Source organism: Pseudomonas sp. OST1909 (genome assembly GCF_015277575.1).
In the GTDB taxonomy this organism is placed as follows: Bacteria; Pseudomonadota; Gammaproteobacteria; order Pseudomonadales; family Pseudomonadaceae; genus Aquipseudomonas; species Aquipseudomonas synxantha_A.
In genome coordinates, this window is sequence record NZ_CP063780.1 from 761330 (window position 1) to 779522 (window position 18193).

Annotated in this window: 16 protein-coding genes; 11 read left to right on the plus strand and 5 right to left on the minus strand. The window is 61.1% G+C overall.

Going from position 1 to position 18193, the window contains the following annotated elements; genetic code table 11:
* The first annotated feature begins 177 nt into the window (after positions 1-177).
* The 8 genes from IH404_RS03325 (at position 178) to IH404_RS03360 (ending at position 9043) form a co-directional block, all read left to right on the plus strand.
* Positions 178-795: an NUDIX domain-containing protein gene (locus tag IH404_RS03325; protein ID WP_005784181.1), complete on the plus strand. Its 618-nt coding sequence runs from the start codon at positions 178-180 to the stop codon at positions 793-795.
* Complete coding sequence (locus tag IH404_RS03330; RefSeq protein ID WP_003209507.1) at positions 786-1235, plus strand: DUF1249 domain-containing protein; 450 nt, start codon at positions 786-788, stop codon at positions 1233-1235. The genes IH404_RS03325 and IH404_RS03330 overlap by 10 nt, the downstream gene beginning before the upstream one ends.
* Before the next feature lie 98 nt (positions 1236-1333).
* Positions 1334-2149 carry a 3',5'-cyclic-AMP phosphodiesterase gene (cpdA, locus tag IH404_RS03335; RefSeq protein ID WP_194439948.1) on the plus strand — a complete coding sequence of 272 codons (816 nt, stop codon included), beginning with the start codon at positions 1334-1336 and terminating at the stop codon, positions 2147-2149.
* A gap of 114 nt (positions 2150-2263) precedes the next feature.
* Positions 2264-2872 carry a YqiA/YcfP family alpha/beta fold hydrolase gene (locus tag IH404_RS03340; protein WP_078820136.1) on the plus strand — a complete coding sequence of 203 codons (609 nt, stop codon included), beginning with the start codon at positions 2264-2266 and terminating at the stop codon, positions 2870-2872.
* Between the two features lie 46 nt (positions 2873-2918).
* The gene (gene parE, locus IH404_RS03345) at positions 2919-4823 is read left to right on the plus strand and encodes a DNA topoisomerase IV subunit B (RefSeq protein ID WP_005784190.1); all 1905 of its coding nucleotides are present in this window, start codon (positions 2919-2921) and stop codon (positions 4821-4823) included.
* Positions 4823-5818 carry an esterase-like activity of phytase family protein gene (locus IH404_RS03350; RefSeq protein ID WP_194439949.1) on the plus strand — a complete coding sequence of 332 codons (996 nt, stop codon included), beginning with the start codon at positions 4823-4825 and terminating at the stop codon, positions 5816-5818. Before parE ends, IH404_RS03350 begins: the two co-directional genes overlap by 1 nt.
* 73 nt (positions 5819-5891) lie before the next feature.
* Positions 5892-8156 (plus strand): DNA topoisomerase IV subunit A, encoded by a 2265-nt coding sequence (gene parC, locus IH404_RS03355; RefSeq protein WP_032878231.1) that lies wholly within the window; start codon positions 5892-5894, stop codon positions 8154-8156.
* Between the two features lie 173 nt (positions 8157-8329).
* Positions 8330-9043, plus strand: a complete 714-nt coding sequence (locus tag IH404_RS03360; RefSeq protein WP_194439950.1) for a PqiC family protein — start codon at positions 8330-8332, stop codon at positions 9041-9043.
* Positions 9044-9237: 194 nt separating this feature from the next.
* Here IH404_RS03360 and IH404_RS03365 read toward each other — a convergent pair whose 3' ends face one another.
* The gene (locus IH404_RS03365; protein ID WP_005784198.1) at positions 9238-10773 is read right to left on the minus strand and encodes a HAMP domain-containing protein; all 1536 of its coding nucleotides are present in this window, start codon (positions 10771-10773) and stop codon (positions 9238-9240) included.
* Positions 10774-10906: 133 nt separating this feature from the next.
* Between IH404_RS03365 and serB the strand changes: the two genes are divergently transcribed.
* Complete coding sequence (gene serB / locus IH404_RS03370) at positions 10907-12121, plus strand: phosphoserine phosphatase SerB (RefSeq protein WP_057702577.1); 1215 nt, start codon at positions 10907-10909, stop codon at positions 12119-12121.
* A gap of 80 nt (positions 12122-12201) precedes the next feature.
* On the opposite strand, the gene asd is transcribed toward serB, so the two are convergent.
* The 3 genes from asd to IH404_RS03385 are packed head-to-tail and all read right to left on the minus strand — an operon-like array spanning position 12202 to position 15486.
* A complete protein-coding gene (asd, locus tag IH404_RS03375) occupies positions 12202-13062 on the minus strand; it encodes an archaetidylserine decarboxylase (protein ID WP_005784202.1) in 861 nt (286 codons plus the stop codon).
* Positions 13063-13077: 15 nt separating this feature from the next.
* The gene (gene rhdA / locus IH404_RS03380; RefSeq protein WP_005784204.1) at positions 13078-13893 is read right to left on the minus strand and encodes a thiosulfate sulfurtransferase; all 816 of its coding nucleotides are present in this window, start codon (positions 13891-13893) and stop codon (positions 13078-13080) included.
* 57 nt (positions 13894-13950) lie between these two features.
* Positions 13951-15486 carry an HDOD domain-containing protein gene (locus IH404_RS03385; protein WP_194439951.1) on the minus strand — a complete coding sequence of 512 codons (1536 nt, stop codon included), beginning with the start codon at positions 15484-15486 and terminating at the stop codon, positions 13951-13953.
* Positions 15487-15652: 166 nt separating this feature from the next.
* Here IH404_RS03385 and motA point away from each other — a divergent pair, with 166 nt between their 5' ends.
* Both motA and motB read left to right on the plus strand, forming a co-directional pair.
* Entirely contained in the window at positions 15653-16504 is an 852-nt protein-coding gene (motA, locus tag IH404_RS03390) for a flagellar motor stator protein MotA (RefSeq protein ID WP_005784209.1), read from the plus strand.
* Positions 16505-16507: 3 nt separating this feature from the next.
* Positions 16508-17527, plus strand: a complete 1020-nt coding sequence (gene motB, locus IH404_RS03395; RefSeq protein ID WP_005784211.1) for a flagellar motor protein MotB — start codon at positions 16508-16510, stop codon at positions 17525-17527.
* A gap of 61 nt (positions 17528-17588) precedes the next feature.
* Here the strand turns inward: motB and IH404_RS03400 are convergent, their stop codons facing one another.
* Positions 17589-17984, minus strand: coding sequence for a type II toxin-antitoxin system PemK/MazF family toxin (locus IH404_RS03400; RefSeq protein ID WP_005784213.1), 396 nt, complete (start codon positions 17982-17984; stop codon positions 17589-17591).
* Positions 17985-18193: the final 209 nt, after the last annotated feature.

The following is an 18193-nucleotide window of genomic DNA, read 5'->3' on the forward strand; positions in this document are numbered from 1 at the left end:
AAAAGAGTAGCGCTTGGACTGCCAACAAGGCAGTCAGTTCGCCACTAGACTGATGGGGGGAGAGTTTGACGTCCGCCGTCGGTCCCGGCAACCGGAAAGGGGCTGCATCACCGGGCAACGGCGCGTTAGGATGGCGCCAATTGCACAAGCACACTCCGTGTCAAAGAGAGGAAACACATGACGGACACCGCGAAGTCCACGCCGAACAAGATCGAGATCGTTCAGCGCGACAATAGCTACCAGGGCTTCTACAAGCTCGATCGCGTGCAACTGCGCCACGAGAAATTCGACGGTGGCATGAGCCGCGTGATCAGCCGCGAAGTCTTCGTTCGCCATGACGCCGTGTGCGTGCTGCCCTACGACCCGCAACGTGACGAGGTGGTGCTGATCGAACAGTTTCGCGTCGGCGCCATGGGCCGCGCCGACAACCCGTGGTTGGTGGAGATGGTCGCCGGCCTGATTGACAAGGATGAGCAACCGGAGGAGGTTGCACACCGCGAGGCCGAGGAGGAAGCTGGGTTGACGTTCTCCGCGCTGTGGCCGATCACCAAGTACTTCCCGTCGCCCGGCGGCAGTACCGAATTTGTCCACTTGTACCTGGGCCGTTGCGACAGCGCGGGCGCTGGCGGCATCCATGGATTGGAAGAAGAGGCAGAAGATATCCGCGTCACCGTCTGGGCATTCGAAGACGCTCTGCAAGCGGTGCGCGACGGCAAAATTTCCAATGCAGCCAGCATCATCGCCCTGCAATGGCTTGCGCTTAACCGCGCGGAAGTGAGGGGGCTATGGCAGTAAAGGCACGGGAACGTTATCGAGTTGACCTGATCGGGCTGCAAGCCGCCTGCGAGGCCAATTATGCGCGGCTGATGCGCCTGCTTCCCGACATGCGCCACACTCCTGAGGCGCGGCGTATCGCCGTGACCCATGGCGACCAGATGCTTGGTGTGCTGACCCTGGAAGTTATCGTCAATTGCCCGTACACCACCACCCTGCGCGTACGCCAGGAACACAGCCTGCCCTGGCTGCCGGTGCCGCAACTTGAAGTGCAGGTGTACCACGACGCGCGTATGGCCGAAGTGATCAGCGCCGAACATGCGCGACGCTTTCGCAGCATCTATCCTTACCCGAATGTGTTCATGCACCAACCCGATGAGAAAGCACAGCTCAATGTGTTCCTCGGGGAGTGGTTGAGCCATTGCCTGGCCTTGGGTCATGAGTTTGAAGTGGTGCGATAGATGTGAACTGCGTCTGCTTACCCAGCTTTCCTCTTTGTGTCCTGCCCTAGCATAATCGTGCCACCTATCCATTCCAGTGATTGCCTTGGGAGAGCGCCTTGCCGAGCGTATCCAACGTGAACCCCGACGCCAGCGCGTTGTTGGTGCAGCTGTCCGACAGCCATTTGTTCGCCGAGGCGGACACTGCCCTGCTGGGCATGAATACCCGTGCCAGCTTGCAGCGGGTGATCGAACTGGTGCGCGAGCAACAGCCGCGGATCGATCTGGTGCTGGCCACCGGTGACCTGTCCCAGGACGGCACGCTTGAGTCATACCAGCAGTTTCGCGACATGACCCGGCCGATTGGCGCCCCGGCGCGCTGGATCCCGGGCAATCACGACGAGCCGCAGGTCATGGCCCAGGCGGCCGTGCACAGTGATTTGCTCGAGCCGGTGGTGGATATCGGTAACTGGCGCATTACCCTATTGGACTCCGCCGTACCCGGCTCAGTGCCGGGCTACTTGCAGGACCAGCAACTGCAGCTGCTCGCCCAGGCCTTGAGCGAAGCGCCGAACCGTCATCATCTGGTGTGCCTGCACCATCATCCAGTGTCCATCGGTTGTGCGTGGATGGAGCCTATCGGCCTGCGTAATCCCGAAGCGCTGTTTGCCGTGCTGGAGCGCTTCCCGCAGGTCAAGGCGCTGCTTTGGGGGCACGTGCATCAGGAAATTGACCGCGAGCGCAACGGCGTGCGGCTGCTGGCCTCACCGTCCACCTGCATCCAGTTTGCACCGGGCAGTGAGGACTTCCAGGTCAGCGAGCAAGCGCCGGGGTATCGCTGGCTGCGCTTGCATGCCGACGGGCGGTTGGAGACGGGGGTAGAGCGGCTTCGGGACTTCGCGTTTACCGTCGACTACGGCAGCAACGGCTATTAAGAGCTGCAAGCCCCCTCCCACATGGGTTCTGCGGTGTCTGGAAGATCGGGTGCTCACACCTCACTCCGATCCCTGTAAACTGCGCCTCTTTGGCCCAAGCACGGAGAGCCCGGCATGTCCGCTTCGATCCTGTATATCCACGGCTTCAACAGTGCGCCAGCCTCCAACAAGGCCAGCCAGTTGATCACCGTAATGGGCAAGCTTGGCCTGTCCGACCGTTTGCGTGTGCCGGCCCTGCATCACCACCCGCGTCAGGCGATTCTGCAATTGGAGCAGGCCATTGACCAACTGGGGCGGCCGCTGCTGGTCGGCAGCTCACTCGGCGGCTACTATGCAACCCATCTTGCCGAACGCCATGGCCTGAAGGCGCTGCTGGTCAATCCGGCGGTCAGCCCCCATCGGATGTTCGACGGTTACCTGGGTACCCAGAAGAACCTCTACACCGATGAGACCTGGGAGTTGACCCATGATCACGTCGCAGCGCTGGCCGAGCTGGAAGTACCGGCGCCGCAGGATGCAGGGCGGTATCAGGTGTGGTTGCAGACCGGGGACGAAACCCTGGATTATCGCCTCGCCCAAGCGTATTACCGAGCCTGTGCCTTGCGCATCCAGGCCGGTGGCGACCATGGTTACCAAGGGTTCGCCGAGCAATTGCCGGCCTTGTTGAGTTTTGCCGGCATTGGCGCAGATCAGTATCAATCCTTCGATTTTTCGTCACTGTAAAAAATCGCAGGTCACTTTTTAATCGAACGACTCACGACGAGACCCCATGGCCACTCCCAGCGCTAGCTCTTATAACGCCGACGCCATCGAAGTCCTCTCGGGCCTCGACCCGGTGCGCAAACGCCCCGGCATGTACACCGACACCAGCCGGCCGAACCACCTTGCCCAGGAAGTCATCGACAACAGCGTCGACGAAGCCTTGGCCGGGCACGCGAAGTCGGTACAAGTCATCCTCCATGCCGATCACTCCCTTGAAGTGTCCGACGATGGTCGCGGCATGCCGGTGGACATTCACCCGGAAGAGGGCGTGTCGGGCGTCGAGCTGATCCTCACCAAACTGCACGCCGGCGGCAAGTTCTCCAACAAGAACTACCAGTTCTCCGGTGGTTTGCACGGCGTGGGTATTTCGGTGGTCAACGCCCTGTCGACGCAAGTGCGGGTCAAGGTCAAGCGCGACGGCAACGAGTACCAGATGACCTTCGCCGATGGCTATAAAGCCACCGACCTGGAAGTGGTTGGCACCGTTGGCAAGCGCAACACCGGCACCAGCGTGTACTTCGCCCCGGACCCGAAATACTTCGATTCGCCGAAATTCTCCATCAGCCGCCTCAAGCATGTGCTCAAGGCCAAGGCCGTATTGTGCCCCGGCCTGCTGGTCAGCTTTGAAGACAAAGGCACCGGCGAGAAGGTCGAATGGCATTACGAAGATGGCCTGCGCTCCTACCTGGAAGACTCCGTCAGCGACTTCGAACGCCTGCCCAACGAGCCGTTCTGCGGCAGCCTGGCCGGTAATAAGGAAGCCGTCGACTGGGCGTTGCTGTGGTTGCCCGAAGGTGGCGACAGTGTGCAGGAAAGCTACGTCAACCTGATCCCCACCGCCCAGGGCGGCACCCACGTCAACGGTTTGCGCCAGGGCTTGCTGGATGCCATGCGCGAATTCTGCGAATACCGCAGCCTGTTGCCGCGCGGCGTGAAGCTGGCGCCGGAAGACGTGTGGGAGCGCATCGCGTTCGTGCTGTCGATGAAGATGCAGGAGCCGCAATTCTCCGGCCAGACCAAGGAGCGCCTGTCGTCCCGTGAGGCGGCGGCATTTGTCTCCGGTGTGGTCAAGGATGCCTTCAGCCTGTGGCTCAACGAGCACCCGGAACTGGGCCTGGCCCTGGCGGAGCTGGCGATCAACAACGCCGGTCGTCGCCTGAAGGCCAGCAAGAAAGTCGAGCGCAAGCGCATCACCCAGGGCCCGGCATTGCCCGGCAAACTGGCCGACTGCGCCGGGCAGGACCCGATGCGTTCCGAGCTGTTCCTGGTGGAAGGTGACTCTGCCGGCGGTTCCGCCAAACAAGCGCGGGACAAAGAGTTCCAGGCGATCCTGCCGTTGCGCGGCAAGATCCTCAACACCTGGGAAGTCGACGGCAGCGAAGTGCTCGCCAGCCAGGAAGTGCACAATATCGCTGTCGCTATCGGTGTCGACCCTGGCGCGGCGGACATGAGCCAGCTGCGCTACGGCAAGATCTGCATCCTCGCCGACGCCGACTCCGACGGCCTGCACATTGCTACGTTGCTGTGCGCCTTGTTCGTGCAGCATTTCCGCCCATTGGTGGATGCCGGTCACGTCTACGTCGCCATGCCGCCGCTGTACCGCATCGATTTGGGCAAGGAGATTTTCTACGCCCTGGACGAAGCCGAGCGCGATGGCATCCTCGATCGGCTGGTGGCCGAGAAAAAACGCGGCAAGCCACAGGTCACGCGATTCAAGGGCCTGGGTGAAATGAACCCGCCGCAGTTGCGCGAAACCACCATGGACCCCAATACCCGGCGCCTGGTGCAACTGACCCTGGAAGACTTCGCCGGCACCTCGGAAATGATGGACATGCTGCTGGCGAAGAAGCGTGCGCCGGATCGCAAAGCCTGGCTGGAATCCAAGGGCAACCTGGCCGAGGTTCTGGGCTGATGCGCACAGGCTTCGCCCTGGCGATGCTGATGTTGAGCGCACTGGCAACTCCCCACGTGGTTGCCGCCGGTGTGGCAGAGCTGCAGCTGGTATCCGAGCACCCGGTGGACGGCATGCGCGGCGGTAACCTGTCGGGCCTGGCGTTGTGTGGCGCAGAACTGTGGACGGTTTCCGACCGCGATGATGATCAGATCTACCGCCTGGATACCCGCGCACCGACCTGGAACGCCGAAGCTCTGAAGATTGACGTGCCGCCCGTGCCCGAGTCGGGTTTGCCCTGGGGGCTGCGTTCACGCACCAAGGCCGCGTCGTTCATTCGCGGTGGTGACCTGGATTTCGAGGGTATCAGCTGTGATGCTGCAGGTAACCGCTACATTGTCAGCGAAGCCCATGCTGCAGTGCTGCAGGTACCTGCGACGGGCGCGCCCGAGTGGTTGAAAATCGCCCCGGGCATGGTGCGTGAGGCGCGGGCCAGTGGCATGTTGCTGCACTTCAATGCCTTGTTCGAGGGCCTGGCGGTGAACCCCGAAGGCAACCAGATCTGGCTGGCCGCCGAGCGTGAGCGTCGCGGCCTGATCTCGATCAAGCGCGGGCAGAGCGTGTGGGATTGCGATGGCCGGTGTGTGTTGTTGAGCGAGGCCGGGCAGGAAGTGCAACCGGCGCAGTTTACCAACGCCAAGGCGGTGTCCAATGACTTTGCCGACCTGGCGCTGTTCAATGGCAAGCTGTTTACCCTGGAGCGCAATGCGTTCCAGATTTGCCGACGCGACACAGTCACGGCCAAGGTTGAGCTGTGTTGGTCGTTTGCTGAAGAGACCCTGACGCCGCAGCGGCGTTATCCACAGCCTTACGGCCTGGCCGAAGCCCTGCTGTTGGACGCCGACGGTGCATGGATCGGTATAGACAACAATTTCGGCCCCCGCGCCGATGGTGAAAAACGCCCCGTGGTCTATCGTTTCGCCGCCCCCGACGGTGGCTGGAGCGCCCAGCCATGAGCCCGCAGTTTTTTCAATTGACCCGGCGCAGCGGCAGTTCCGCTGCGCGTTACCCAACAATGATGAGGCCCGCATGAGTGACATCCTCGCAGACAGCTTAGATGGCGTAGAACGCCGGTCGCTGGCTGACTTCACCGAAAATGCCTACCTCAACTACTCCATGTACGTGATCATGGACCGTGCCCTGCCGCATATCGGCGACGGCCTCAAGCCCGTGCAACGGCGCATCATCTACGCCATGAGTGAGCTGGGCCTGGACGCTGATTCCAAGCACAAGAAGTCGGCGCGTACCGTCGGTGACGTACTCGGTAAGTTCCACCCCCACGGCGACTCGGCGTGTTATGAAGCCATGGTGCTGATGGCCCAGCCATTCAGCTATCGCTATACGCTGGTGGACGGGCAGGGCAACTGGGGTGCGCCGGATGATCCCAAGTCCTTCGCCGCCATGCGTTACACCGAAGCGCGGCTGTCGCGTTATTCCGAAGTGCTGCTCAGCGAGCTGGGCCAGGGCACGGCGAACTGGGGGCCGAACTTTGACGGCACCCTCGACGAACCCCTGGTATTGCCAGCACGTTTGCCGAATATCCTGCTCAATGGCACCACCGGTATCGCCGTTGGCATGGCCACCGACGTGCCGCCGCATAACCTGCGCGAAGTCGCCACTGCCTGCGTGCGCCTGCTGGACGAGCCCAAGGCCACGGTCGAGCAGTTGTGTGAACATATTCAAGGCCCGGATTACCCGACCGAAGCGGAAATCATCACGCCGCGCGCCGACTTGCTGAAGATGTACGAAACCGGCAAGGGCTCGGTGCGTATGCGCGCCGTGTACCATATCGAAGACGGCGACATTATTGTCACCGCGCTGCCGCACCAGGTGTCCGGTGCCAAGGTGCTGGAGCAGATTGCCGCGTTGATGCAGGCCAAGCCGTCGAAACTGCCCCAGGTTGCCGACCTGCGTGACGAGTCCGACCACGAGAACCCGTGCCGTATCGTGATCATCCCGACCAACAGCCGGGTCGATCATGAAGTGCTGATGCAGCATCTGTTCGCCAGCACTGACCTGGAGTCGAGCTACCGGGTCAACGTCAACATCATCGGCCTGGATGGCAAGCCGCAGTTGAAGAACCTGCGCAACCTGCTGGTGGAGTGGCTGGAATTTCGCGTACAGACCGTGCGCCGCCGCCTGCAGTTTCGCCTCGACAAGGTCGAGCGCCGCCTGCACCTGTTGGACGGCTTGCTGATTGCCTACCTCAACCTGGATGAAGTGATCCATATCATCCGTACCGCCGAGCACCCGAAAGCCGAGTTGATCGCGCGTTTCGAACTGAGCGAAATCCAGGCTGACTACATCCTCGACACGCGCTTGCGCCAATTGGCACGCCTGGAAGAAATGAAGCTGCGTGACGAGCAAGACGCGTTGCTCAAGGAACAAGCCAAGCTGCAAGCGCTGCTGGGCAGCGAAGCCAAGCTCAAGAAGTTGGTACGCAGCGAGCTGATCAAAGACGCCGAAACCTATGGCGACGACCGTCGTTCGCCGATCGTCGAGCGTGCTGAAGCCAAGGCTCTGACAGAAACCGAGTTGTTGCCTAACGAGAAAATTACCGTCGTTTTGTCGGAAAAGGGTTGGGTTCGTTCCGCCAAAGGGCATGATATTGACGCCACCGGCCTTTCGTACAAAGCCGGTGATGGCTTCAAGACCGCCGCCGCCGGGCGCTCCAATCAGTTCGCGGTGTTTATCGACTCGACCGGGCGCAGTTATTCGGTGCCGGCCCACACCCTGCCGTCTGCACGGGGGCAGGGCGAGCCGTTGACCGGACGCCTCACGCCGCCACCTGGGGCGAATTTCGAGTGCGTGCTGCTGCCGGACGATGATTCGCTGTACGTCATCGCCTCCGACGCCGGTTACGGTTTCGTGGTCAAGGGCGAAGACCTGCAGGCCAAGAACAAGGCGGGCAAGGCGCTGCTGAGCCTGCCGAACAACGCCAAGGTGATCCTGCCAAGGCCGGTGGATGATCGTGAAAGCAACTGGTTGGCTTCGGTGACCACCGAAGGGCGTTTGCTGGTGTTCAAAATCAGTGATTTGCCGCAACTGGGCAAAGGCAAGGGCAACAAGATTATCGGGATTCCCGGTGACCGGGTGGCCAGTCGCGAAGAGTACGTGACCGACATCGCCGTGGTCCCGGAAGGCTCTACCCTGGTGCTCCAGGCCGGCAAGCGCACGTTGTCATTGCGCCCAGACGACCTTGAACACTACAAGGGCGAACGCGGGCGGCGTGGTAATAAACTGCCTCGCGGCTTCCAGCGAGTGGACGCCTTGCTGGTGGAAACGCCGGTTTAAGCTGTACTAGAGGCCTCGATCTACGATTTAACGCGTAGATCGACGCTTTCGCGCTGGAGTCATGGCGCATATTCACGGATGATATGGCCTTTCCAGCGCCGGCGTGGCCGAGCGTGTTCAGGTTATTTTTAGTATTACATTGTGGTTCGCCTTGTGGCAGCCACTTGGATGGGATGATGACTGCTCCACGCCTTCCTCTATTTTTGATGCTCGCTGGCCTTTTGGGGCTGGCGGGTTGCAGCACGCACCAACCGGTGTCGCTGTACCAGCTGGACAGCGGTAGCCCGGCTCAGCCAGCCCAAACGGCTGGCATGGCGGTATTGATCGGTCCGGTAGTCGTTGCCGATTACCTGCAACGCGAAACCCTGCTGCAACGTCAGAACGACGGCAGCCTGCAAGGTTCCACTGATGGTCGTTGGGCGGGCAGCTTGTCGTCCGATATCAATCAACTGATGTTGCGTCAGGTTGCAGGGCAGTTGGATAGCCAGCGTGTGGTCCTGGCACCAGGGCCATCGGGATTCACTCCGGATGTGCAGGTGCTGCTGACGATTACGCGGCTCGACTCCGGCAAATCGCAACCGGCGATTCTGGATGCACAGTGGCGCCTGATCGACCGTCGCGGGCAAGTACGGGATAACCGCATCGTGCACCTGCAGGAAGAACATACCGGCACCACCGCTTCTCAGGTCCAGGCCCAGGGTGTGCTGTTGCAGCACTTGGCGCAGCAGTTGTCGGTGGCGCTCAAACCATTGGCGAACCAGCCGCCGATTGCCGAGGTGCAGCCGCGTAAACAGGCCCCAGCCCAGGCCAAACCGGCAGCCCCGGAAAAGCCGAAGATGCCGATGGCTACGCCGATTCGTACGGACTTGGAAGTGTTCAGGTTCTGATCTGAATGGCGCACAAACAAAAGGCCCGCTGAGTAAGCGGGCCTTTTTGTTGGGTTGCGATTTAAGCTGCACCACAATCCAAATGTGGGAGCGGGCTTGCCCGCGATAGCGGTGGTTCAGCTATCGGTGGATCGACTGATATTCCGCAATCGCGGGCAAGCCCGCTCCCACATGGGTCGTACAGTGTATGTGCCTCAGGGCTTGCGGGTCTCATGCATCCGCGCCAGCTGGCGCTCGAGCATCGACGGGTACGGTTCCATCAACCGCTCTACGCAACTGGCCCCTTCAGGGCTGGCAATCGGACGGATACGTGCGCGTTGGCGGATCAGCGTGTCTTCACTGATCTTGCGTTCCACCAGCAGCAGGTTGCGGCTGTGTTGGGACAGGGCCAGGGCATCCTGGGCGATTTCGGTGAGCAGCAGGTCGATCTGGCTCATGCCAAACAGGTCATCACCCACGGTCAAGCCAAGCTGCAATTGCAGGGTAATGCCGCTGTCGGCCACTTCGATCTGCAGGGCATGGCCCAGAGCGCGCAGCAATTCGCCGCAGCAGATTGCATTGGTCAGGTAGTCTTCGCCGCTGTCTTCGCTGTGGAACAGCATCAGGGTGCTGCCATCGTTCAACGTGTGCAGCTCGCTCTGGTACAGCGAGGCGGCCTGGTCGAGACAGTCGCGGTAGCGTTCGAGCAGTTCGGTCAGCCGGGCACGAGGCAGGCGGCGCAGCTGCTCCTGGGAGCCCAGTTGCACGGCGAGTACTGCACTGTGCTGCGGCTCGGTGTTCCTGACCACCGCAACGGGTTTTGTCGCAGCGGCCGGGGCCACGGCCGAGGTATCGCGCAGGTCGGCGAAGGGGTCTTCCTCGTCGAGTTCGTCTTCCTCGGCCTTGACCACATGGCGCGGTGCAGGCTTGAGGCCGGCCACCGGAGCGCTTTCGTCAAAGCCCGGGTCGCGCAGGTCGCGTACTTCAAACTCAGGCTCATCGCTGTAGTCGTCGGTATCGTCGTATTCGGGTTCCGGTTCGATTTCAGGCGCTTTCGGCTCCGGAGCGAAGCTGGTATGGAGCTGGCGCGCGAGGTCGCCGATTTCATCCTGGCGATCAGTGGCCGGGGTGTGTTCGTCGATATCCCGCAGCCAGATACGCAGTTGCATCAGCGGTGTGGAGATATGCCGCCCCAGACGCAGGCTCAAGGCCAGGGCCAGAGCCAGCAGGATCGCGCTCAAGATACCCATGCTTTGCAGGCTGATGGTCATCGGCTGCTGGAACTGCTGCATGTCGAGGCTGATACGCAGTTGGCCGGCTTTCACATCCTGAAAGGTGATGTTGCTCTGGTAGAGGCCCTCGGCTTCACCCAGCAAGCCGTTCTTCGGGCGCTGCCCGGCTTCGGCCATGATCCGGTTGTCCACGCTATAAATGGCGGCGTGAGCCACCAGCGGGTTCTTGGTCAGGTTGTTGAGCAGCACGTTGAGGCTGAGGATGTCGTTGGACACCAGCAACTCAGTCGCCGAGGTGGCTGTCTGGGTCGTCAGGCTCGCACCCAGGGCGTCGGCTTGCTCATGCATGGCCTGCTTGAACTGCAAACCCATCACGCAGGCGTAGATCACCAGGGCCAAGGCGACCAGGATCACGTTATGGCTGGCGATGCGTAATGCGATCGGTACACGGCGGTGGCGCAGTGCCCGGAAGATCAGCAGGAAGAAGTTATCGGTTTTTACTGGCGTGGGCCGGTTCACTTGCGCTCGGCTCTTGGTCCGTGAAGTTGACGCGCAGTATAGCGACAGGCCCATGACCGGCAAAGCACTGGCTGTGCCCGATGGTCACTGAAAGTGGGTAGAATGCGGTTTTTTTCCAGCCTGGGGGTGCGCTTTGCGCGAAATTGTCCTGATCAACATCACGGGTGAAGACCGACCGGGTCTCACCGCAGCCATTACCGGCGTCCTGGCCCAGGGTGGTGTGAACATCCTCGACATCGGTCAGGCGGTGATCCATGACACCTTGTCGTTCGGCATCCTGGTGGAGATCCCCAGCACCGAACAGGCTTCGTCGGTACTCAAGGACATCCTGTTTACGGCCTATAAGCTGGATCAACAGGTGCGTTTCACCCCCGTGTCCGAAGCCGATTACCAGCACTGGGTGGAAGGCCAGGGCAAAAAACGTCATATCGTGACGTTGCTTACTCGCAAGGTAACGGCTGAACAATTGCAGCGTGTCAGCTCGATCACGGCCCACTACGGGTTGAATATCGACCATATCGACCGTCTGTCGGGTCGTATGCCCTTGGACACCCCGGCCGACAAAGGCAAGGGCTGCATCGAGTTTTCTGTACGCGGTGAACCGGCTGACGCGCAAGCGCTGCGGGCCGAATTCCTGAGCGTGGCCCAGGAGTTGAATGTCGACATCGCCTTCCAGGAAGATTCGCTGTTCCGTCGCAACCGTCGTTTGGCGGTGTTCGACATGGACTCCACCCTGATCGAAGCCGAAGTCATCGACGAACTGGCCAAGGCAGCGGGAGTCGGCGAGCAAGTCAGCGAGATTACCGAGCGGGCGATGGCCGGTGAGCTGGATTTCCGTGCCAGCTTCAAGGAGCGCCTGGCGTTGCTCAAGGGCCTGGACGTGAGCGTGCTGGACTCCATCGGCGCATCGCTGCGCCTGACGGAAGGCGCCGAAACCCTGTTCGCCGAACTCAAGCGCCTGGGCTACAAGACCGCCATTCTGTCCGGCGGCTTCACCTACTTTGCCAAGCAGTTGCAGGCCAAGTTGGGCATTGACTACGTGTTCGCCAACGAGCTGGAAGTGGTGGATGGCAAAGTGACCGGCGTGGCGGTCGAGCCGATTGTGGATGCGCAGCGCAAGGCCGACCTGCTCAAGGAGTTGGCGCACAAGGAAGGCTTGCGTCTGGAGCAGACCATTGCGGTCGGCGACGGCGCCAATGACTTGCCGATGCTGGCGATTGCAGGATTGGGTGTGGCGTTTCGCGCCAAGCCGTTGGTCAAACAGTCGGCCAAACAGGCGATTTCAACGCTGGGGCTCGATGGCGTGTTGTATCTGCTGGGCTTGCGCGACCGCGACGGTCAGTTATAAGCCGATCTCACTGTAGAAATACAGTCAAAAATGTGGGAGCCGGGCAAGCCCGGCTCCCACATTGGATGTCACCAGCAATATCAGGCTTTAGCTGCGGCAATACCCTGGCCCATTTGCACTGGCGTACCCGCTGCCAGTTCTTCAGCCCACTTCACCTGATCCGGCCCGAACAGCACGATGGCGGTCGAGCCCAGCTTGAAACGGCCCAGCTCCGCACCTTTTTCCAAATGAATCGGCGCACGTGCGGCTTCGTCGTAGCGGAAGGTTTTCAGTTCGCGCTTGGGCGGCGTTACCAACCCGGCCCACACCGTCTCAATCGACGCGACGATCATCGCACCCACCAACACCACGGCCATCGGGCCGCGCTCGGTGTCAAACAGGCATACAACCCGCTCGTTGCGCGCAAACAGCTCCGGCACGTTTTCGGCGGTGGTCTGGTTGACCGAGAAAATTCGACCTGGCACGTAGACCATCTCACGCAAGGTGCCGGCCAGTGGCATGTGCACCCGGTGGTAGTCTTTGGGTGACAGGTAAATAGTCGCAAAATCGCCGCCCATGAACGGTGCAGCCAGCGCCGCGTCGCCACCGAGCAATTCCAGCACGCTGAAGCTGTGGCCCTTGGCCTGGAACACACGGCCATGTTCGATCGGGCCTAGCTGGCTGACTGCGCCATCGGCCGGGCTCAGCACGGCACCGGGAGTCTGGTCGAGCGGGCGGGCGCCGTCTTTCAGGGCTCGAGTAAAGAACGCGTTGAAGTGCTCGTACGCGGTCAGGTCTTCAACCAGGGCCTGGGACATGTCCACCTGGTAGCGCTTGGCGAACCAGGCGGTGAAGGCGTTCTTGAACCAGCGCACGCGGCACTCGGCAATGCAGCCGGCCAGGCGCGAGAGCAAGTGGTGTGGCAGCAAGTACTGGCTGAGGATAAACAACTGCTTTTTCATAACTGTCCTTAAACCTTAAATCTCAACGGGGGTGTCGGGGTGGTTGCCCCATTCGCCCCAGGAACCGGCATAGCCTTTGACTCGTGGATAACCGAGCGCCTTGGCCACCAGGTAGGTGAAGCCAGAGCGGTGGTGAGTCTGGCAGTGGGTAATGATTTCTTTATCGCGGGTCAGCCCGAGCTCTTCGAGAACCTGTGGCATGTCGCGGCGGATGCGCAGGTTGCGCGCCTTGTCCATGCCGGCGGTCCATTCGAAATTCACCGCGCCGGGAATATGGCCCCCCTTGGCGGCGAGCACTTTTTCGCCGGAATATTCCAGCGGGCCGCGGGCATCCCAGACGCCCAGGTCGGCCGCGCCGAGACGGCTTTGCAGATACTCACGGGTAGCCGTGGGCCCATCGTGCAACGTGAGGCTGACGGGGCCGCCTGCCGGCGCAGGCACTTCGGTGGAGAGTGGGTACTTTTCCTCCAGCCATGCCAGCAGGCCACCGTCGAGGTAGTGATATTTCTGGTGACCGATCACGTCGAGCATCCAGATAAAACGTCCGGCCCAGCCGCCGCCTTCGTCGTCATAGACCACGTAGGTCGCGTCCGGGGTGTGGCCCAGTTCGCCGAACAGTTTTTCCAGGTCGGCCTTGCTCGGCAGCAAGCCGGGTGCCGGCGGCTGGCCAAGTTGGGTGCGCTTGGGGTCAACAAAATGCGCGCCGGGGATATGCCCTTCGGCGTAGCGGGCGGCACTGGTGAGGTCCACCAGAATCAAGTGCTCGGCATCCAGTTGAGCGAGCAGGTCACTGGATTCGATCACCAGCGGCAAGCCAGAGAAGTCAGGCATGTGAGGTCTCCTGGGCACAAATGTTGGCGATTAAAGACGGCGATTGTAGCGCAAGCATCAGGCGCTGCGGTTGGTAAAGCTGTGCAGGGCTTTTTCGATGCATTGGGCGGTTTTGCCGAACGCCTGCACGGTGGTTTCCGAGAACGGCCCGCCGCCTTGGTCCGCCACTACCAGCATCACCACGCGGCCATTGCAGCTCAGCGAACGCAGCAGCAAGTGCTCGCCCGTAAACAGGCGGCGCAGGATAGGCGGCAGCAGGGCGGAAAACTGCGCATGGTTGTCGGGGGGCAGACGCACCTGAGCGGACTTTTCCAGCAGGCGTTGCAGCAATGTGCTGTTGACCACATCCAGGCTCAGGTGCGCGGCGTCCCTGGGCAAGCCGTCGGCCTGATGCACGCGCAAGGTGCTCAAGGCGCGATCTGCCATGAATATCAGTACCCGCTGCATGCCACTGGCCACCAGGGCTTCCTTGGCACAGGTGGTCAGGTGCATGGCGTTGGCAAAGCGGCTCGGCTCCACCAGCAAATCGGTGCAACGCGTGCGCCATACGGCCAGGGCTTCAGCCGTGGGCGGCGGCGCGGGCAACAAGCCGCGATGGACTTTTTGCACATGCCACGGCCAGATCAGCGACAGCGCCGGGTGCCAGAGGTCGGGCATCAAGGTGGTGCGGGCGCTCGTGACTGCCTGCTGGTGCGCCTGTTGTTGCACATCACTCAAGGGCACTTGCAGGTATAGCGCGGTGAGGTATTGCCAGCGTTCGGTGTGCGGGCAGGTCCAGGATTCCTGGGCGGACATCGCCAGGCCGTTGGCCAGCAACACGGTATTGGCTGGTTGGTTCAGCCAGCGGCGCAGGTTGGGTTCGGCGTCGAGCAATTGCTGGTGGCGCAAGGCGTCGTCTTCGCGGGCAATATGCAGCGCCTTGACCAGCAGGCGTTGCTCGGTCAGCAGCAGCTTGTAGCCCTGCGAAACCCAGATCGGCAGGTGCCAGGCTTCGGTCAGGCCCCGGCACAGGTCCAGTAAGCGCACACCGAACAGTTCCTGCTCGACCTGGCGCGCCGACTGGCCCTTGTGAATCACCCGGAGCTCCCATTCCTCCAAAAGCTTGGGGTAGGCGACGGCCATCGGCCACAGTGGCGACAGAAACAGCAGGCTGCCCCAGTGGATGTCCTGCCATAGCCGCGCCAGGCGACTGCCGAACAAGCCGTTGGCTTGCTGGGACGCGTGCTGGCTGACCAGCAGCAGTTGGCGCAATGCGACTGGAATGTCTCCGGCCGGCACCGAAGGTAGGCGTGCCAGCAACTCCTCGGCACGTTTGAGGCCGAGGCGGTTAAGCGCTACTTCGAGGTTTTCGGCGGGCTCGGCCAGGCTCCCATGGGCTTGGCTGTTGGCCTCGCGCATCACGCTCAGCACCAGGGCCGGGCTGTTTTGCATCAGCTCGGCAATGTCTCGCAATGAACTGCGGCTGTCGCGGATGGCTTTGCACACGCGCTCATGGTTGGCCTGGGGAACGGGCAGCAGCACGTCGTCAAGGCGCTTGATCCAAGCGGCGAGGGTGGTGGGGCGGTTCGTTGGGACTGTCGTTTCGATTGCCATGATTGGGGCGCGATCATCACTTGTGTTCAACACACCCGGAACGGGCCGAATTGGCTTTTCGCCTTAACGGGCTATAGTCTGGCGCAGTTTTGCCGATAAGTAGAACAAGAGTTTTCTGCTGCACCCACTATGTCCATGAACCCGACGGCGCAAGTACCCATCTCCTATGGCTAAAATTATCGGCATCATTGTCGTCATCGCAAGTGTGCTCGGAGGGTACGTCCTCTCCCACGGTAAAATCGCCGCACTGATCCAACCTTTCGAAGTGCTGATCATCGGCGGCGCCGCGTTTGGCGCATTCTTGCAGGCCAACCCCGGCTACATGACCATGCACGTGATCAAGAAATCGCTGGGCATGTTCAGTTCGCGTTTTTCCCACACCTTCTATCTGGAAGTGCTGGGGCTGATCTACGAGATCCTCAACAAGAGCCGCCGCGAAGGCATGATGGCGATCGAAGGCGACATCGAAGACGCCGCCGCCAGCCCGATTTTCGCCAAGTACCCGGCCGTGCTCAAAGATGAGCGCATGACCGCGTATATCTGTGACTACCTGCGCATCATGTCCTCCGGCAACATGGCTCCCCATGAGCTGGAAGGCCTGTTCGACATGGAGTTGTTCAGCCTCAAGGAAGAGCTGGAGCATCCTTCCCATGCCGTGACCGGCATCGCCGATGGCATGCCCGGTTTCGGTATTGTCGCGGCGGTGCTGGGTATCGTGGTGACCATGGCGTCCTTGGGCGAGGGCGATCAAGCGGCCATCGGCATGCACGTGGGTGCGGCGCTGGTGGGTACCTTCTTCGGTATTCTCGCGGCCTATGGCTTCTTCGGCCCGCTCGCCACTTCCCTGGCCCACGATGCCAAGGAAGAGGTCAACCTCTACGAAGCGATCAAGGCGTGCCTGGTGGCTTCGGCATCGGGGATGCCGCCATCGCTGGCCGTGGAGTTCGGGCGCAAGGTGCTGTACCCCAAGCATCGCCCAAGTTTCTCCGAGCTGGAACAAGCGGTTCGCGGTCGCTAAGCCATGGAAAACAACCAGCCGATCATCATCAAGCGCGTCAAGCGCTTCGCTGCGGGGCACCATGGTGGTGCCTGGAAAATCGCATTCGCCGACTTTGCCACGGCGATGATGGCGTTCTTCCTGGTGCTGTGGCTGATGTCCACCGCCACGCCAGAACAGAAGATCGCCATCGCCGGTTACTTCAAAGACCCGATTGGCTTTTCGGAAAGCGGTACGCCATTTGTCATCGATCTGGGCGGTTCACCGCAACTGGCGCCAGAGCGCACCATCAACCCGGAAGTGCAAACTGAGTCGCCCCAGGAAAAAATCCCGATTGAGCGCGATACCGTCGAAACCATGGCCGAGCAGGTCGAGCAGGAACGCCTGGAACTGTTGCTGCAGGAGTTGCAGACCAAGGTTGAGGAAAACCCGCAACTGCTGAAATTCAAGGATCAGATTTCGTTCGAGATCACGCCCGAAGGGCTGCGCATCCAGATCACGGACGCCGCCAACCGGCCGATGTTCGATTCCGGCAGTGCGCGCTTGAAGCCGTACTTTGAAGACATCCTGCTGGCCATGGCCGACACCATCAAGGCGGTACCGAACAAGATCAGCATCAGCGGCCATACCGACGCCAAGCCCTACGCGGGCCAGGGCGACTTCGGCAACTGGGAGCTCTCGGCCAACCGCGCCAACGCCGCCCGCCGTGCGCTGGTGGCCGGCAGCTATCCGGACCCGCAAGTGGCGCGCGTGGTGGGCTTTGCCTCCTCGCAACTGTTCGACCCCAAAGACCCGTTCAACCCGGTCAACCGCCGTATCGATATCGTGGTGCTGACCAAAAAAGCCCAGCGTGCGATTGAAGGCGACCAACCACCGCCACCGGTACCGACTCAGGGCGATGGTGCGCCAGGCGAAGTGCCGGCCGACCCCAACGCACTGCCGCCTGAGCAGGAACCACTGCCGGCCCATGAGTTGCGGCAGAAGCTGAACCTGTTTGATGATGGCGGGGTGAAGGATCCTACGGTGCCTGCGCCGGCCTCGTAACTTATCTCTCTACAGCAGAAACCAAAACGCCCCGAATCATTCGGGGCGTTTTCATTGGCGGTCAGAGTGGCAGGTAGGCTTTGACACCATTAACTACGCCTCGCATGTCGTCGGCGCACAGGCGTGGGACAAAGTACTCTCGGCCTTTTGTGCGAGTCTTTCTATGCAGCTTGTCGAGGCGCTCGAAGCTGACGGTATAAATCATGTCGCACTTCACCCAAAGCTCTTTATAACCATCGGACTGAAGTGGATTGGTGCGTAGCAAGTGGTGCCAGTCGTGCTGGGTTTCTGGCGCAGTAGAGGATATTGGCACCACGGTGCAGAGCTTGCGATTGTGGGTCGCGGTAGGCGATATCACGACAACCTTGCGGATCTTCAGCATTTCCGGTGCAACAAAACCTCGTGTGAAGTCACACAGCAGCACGTCGCCTTGTTTGGGGTGATAGTAGAGAGCCAAATGTTAATTCCCCACAAAAAGCAAAGCCGCCCGAAGGCGGCTTCATTCGACACGCAGCGGAGCTTGCTTCGCCCCTTCTGCGCCGCTGGATCAACCCCGAAAAGGATCCAGACTCCTGCCAGCTTTCGCTGGTGACGGAGCAATTATGGGCATCAGGAAATCTGAATACAAGCTGGCTTGTGTGTATGAGCCACCCAGTTGATCCGGAT

Coding starts and splice junctions, on each gene's coding strand:
- IH404_RS03360 (WP_194439950.1), top strand. CDS start 8,330: ATGATGACTGCTCCACGCCTTCCTCTATTTTTGATGCTCGCTGGCCTT.
- IH404_RS03340 (WP_078820136.1), top strand. CDS start 2,264: ATGTCCGCTTCGATCCTGTATATCCACGGCTTCAACAGTGCGCCAGCC.
- IH404_RS03325 (WP_005784181.1), top strand. CDS start 178: ATGACGGACACCGCGAAGTCCACGCCGAACAAGATCGAGATCGTTCAG.
- parC (WP_032878231.1), top strand. CDS start 5,892: ATGAGTGACATCCTCGCAGACAGCTTAGATGGCGTAGAACGCCGGTCG.
- rhdA (WP_005784204.1), bottom strand. CDS start 13,893: ATGCCTGACTTCTCTGGCTTGCCGCTGGTGATCGAATCCAGTGACCTG.
- motB (WP_005784211.1), top strand. CDS start 16,508: ATGGAAAACAACCAGCCGATCATCATCAAGCGCGTCAAGCGCTTCGCT.
- parE (WP_005784190.1), top strand. CDS start 2,919: ATGGCCACTCCCAGCGCTAGCTCTTATAACGCCGACGCCATCGAAGTC.
- IH404_RS03385 (WP_194439951.1), bottom strand. CDS start 15,486: ATGGCAATCGAAACGACAGTCCCAACGAACCGCCCCACCACCCTCGCC.
- IH404_RS03350 (WP_194439949.1), top strand. CDS start 4,823: ATGCGCACAGGCTTCGCCCTGGCGATGCTGATGTTGAGCGCACTGGCA.
- IH404_RS03330 (WP_003209507.1), top strand. CDS start 786: ATGGCAGTAAAGGCACGGGAACGTTATCGAGTTGACCTGATCGGGCTG.
- motA (WP_005784209.1), top strand. CDS start 15,653: ATGGCTAAAATTATCGGCATCATTGTCGTCATCGCAAGTGTGCTCGGA.
- asd (WP_005784202.1), bottom strand. CDS start 13,062: ATGAAAAAGCAGTTGTTTATCCTCAGCCAGTACTTGCTGCCACACCAC.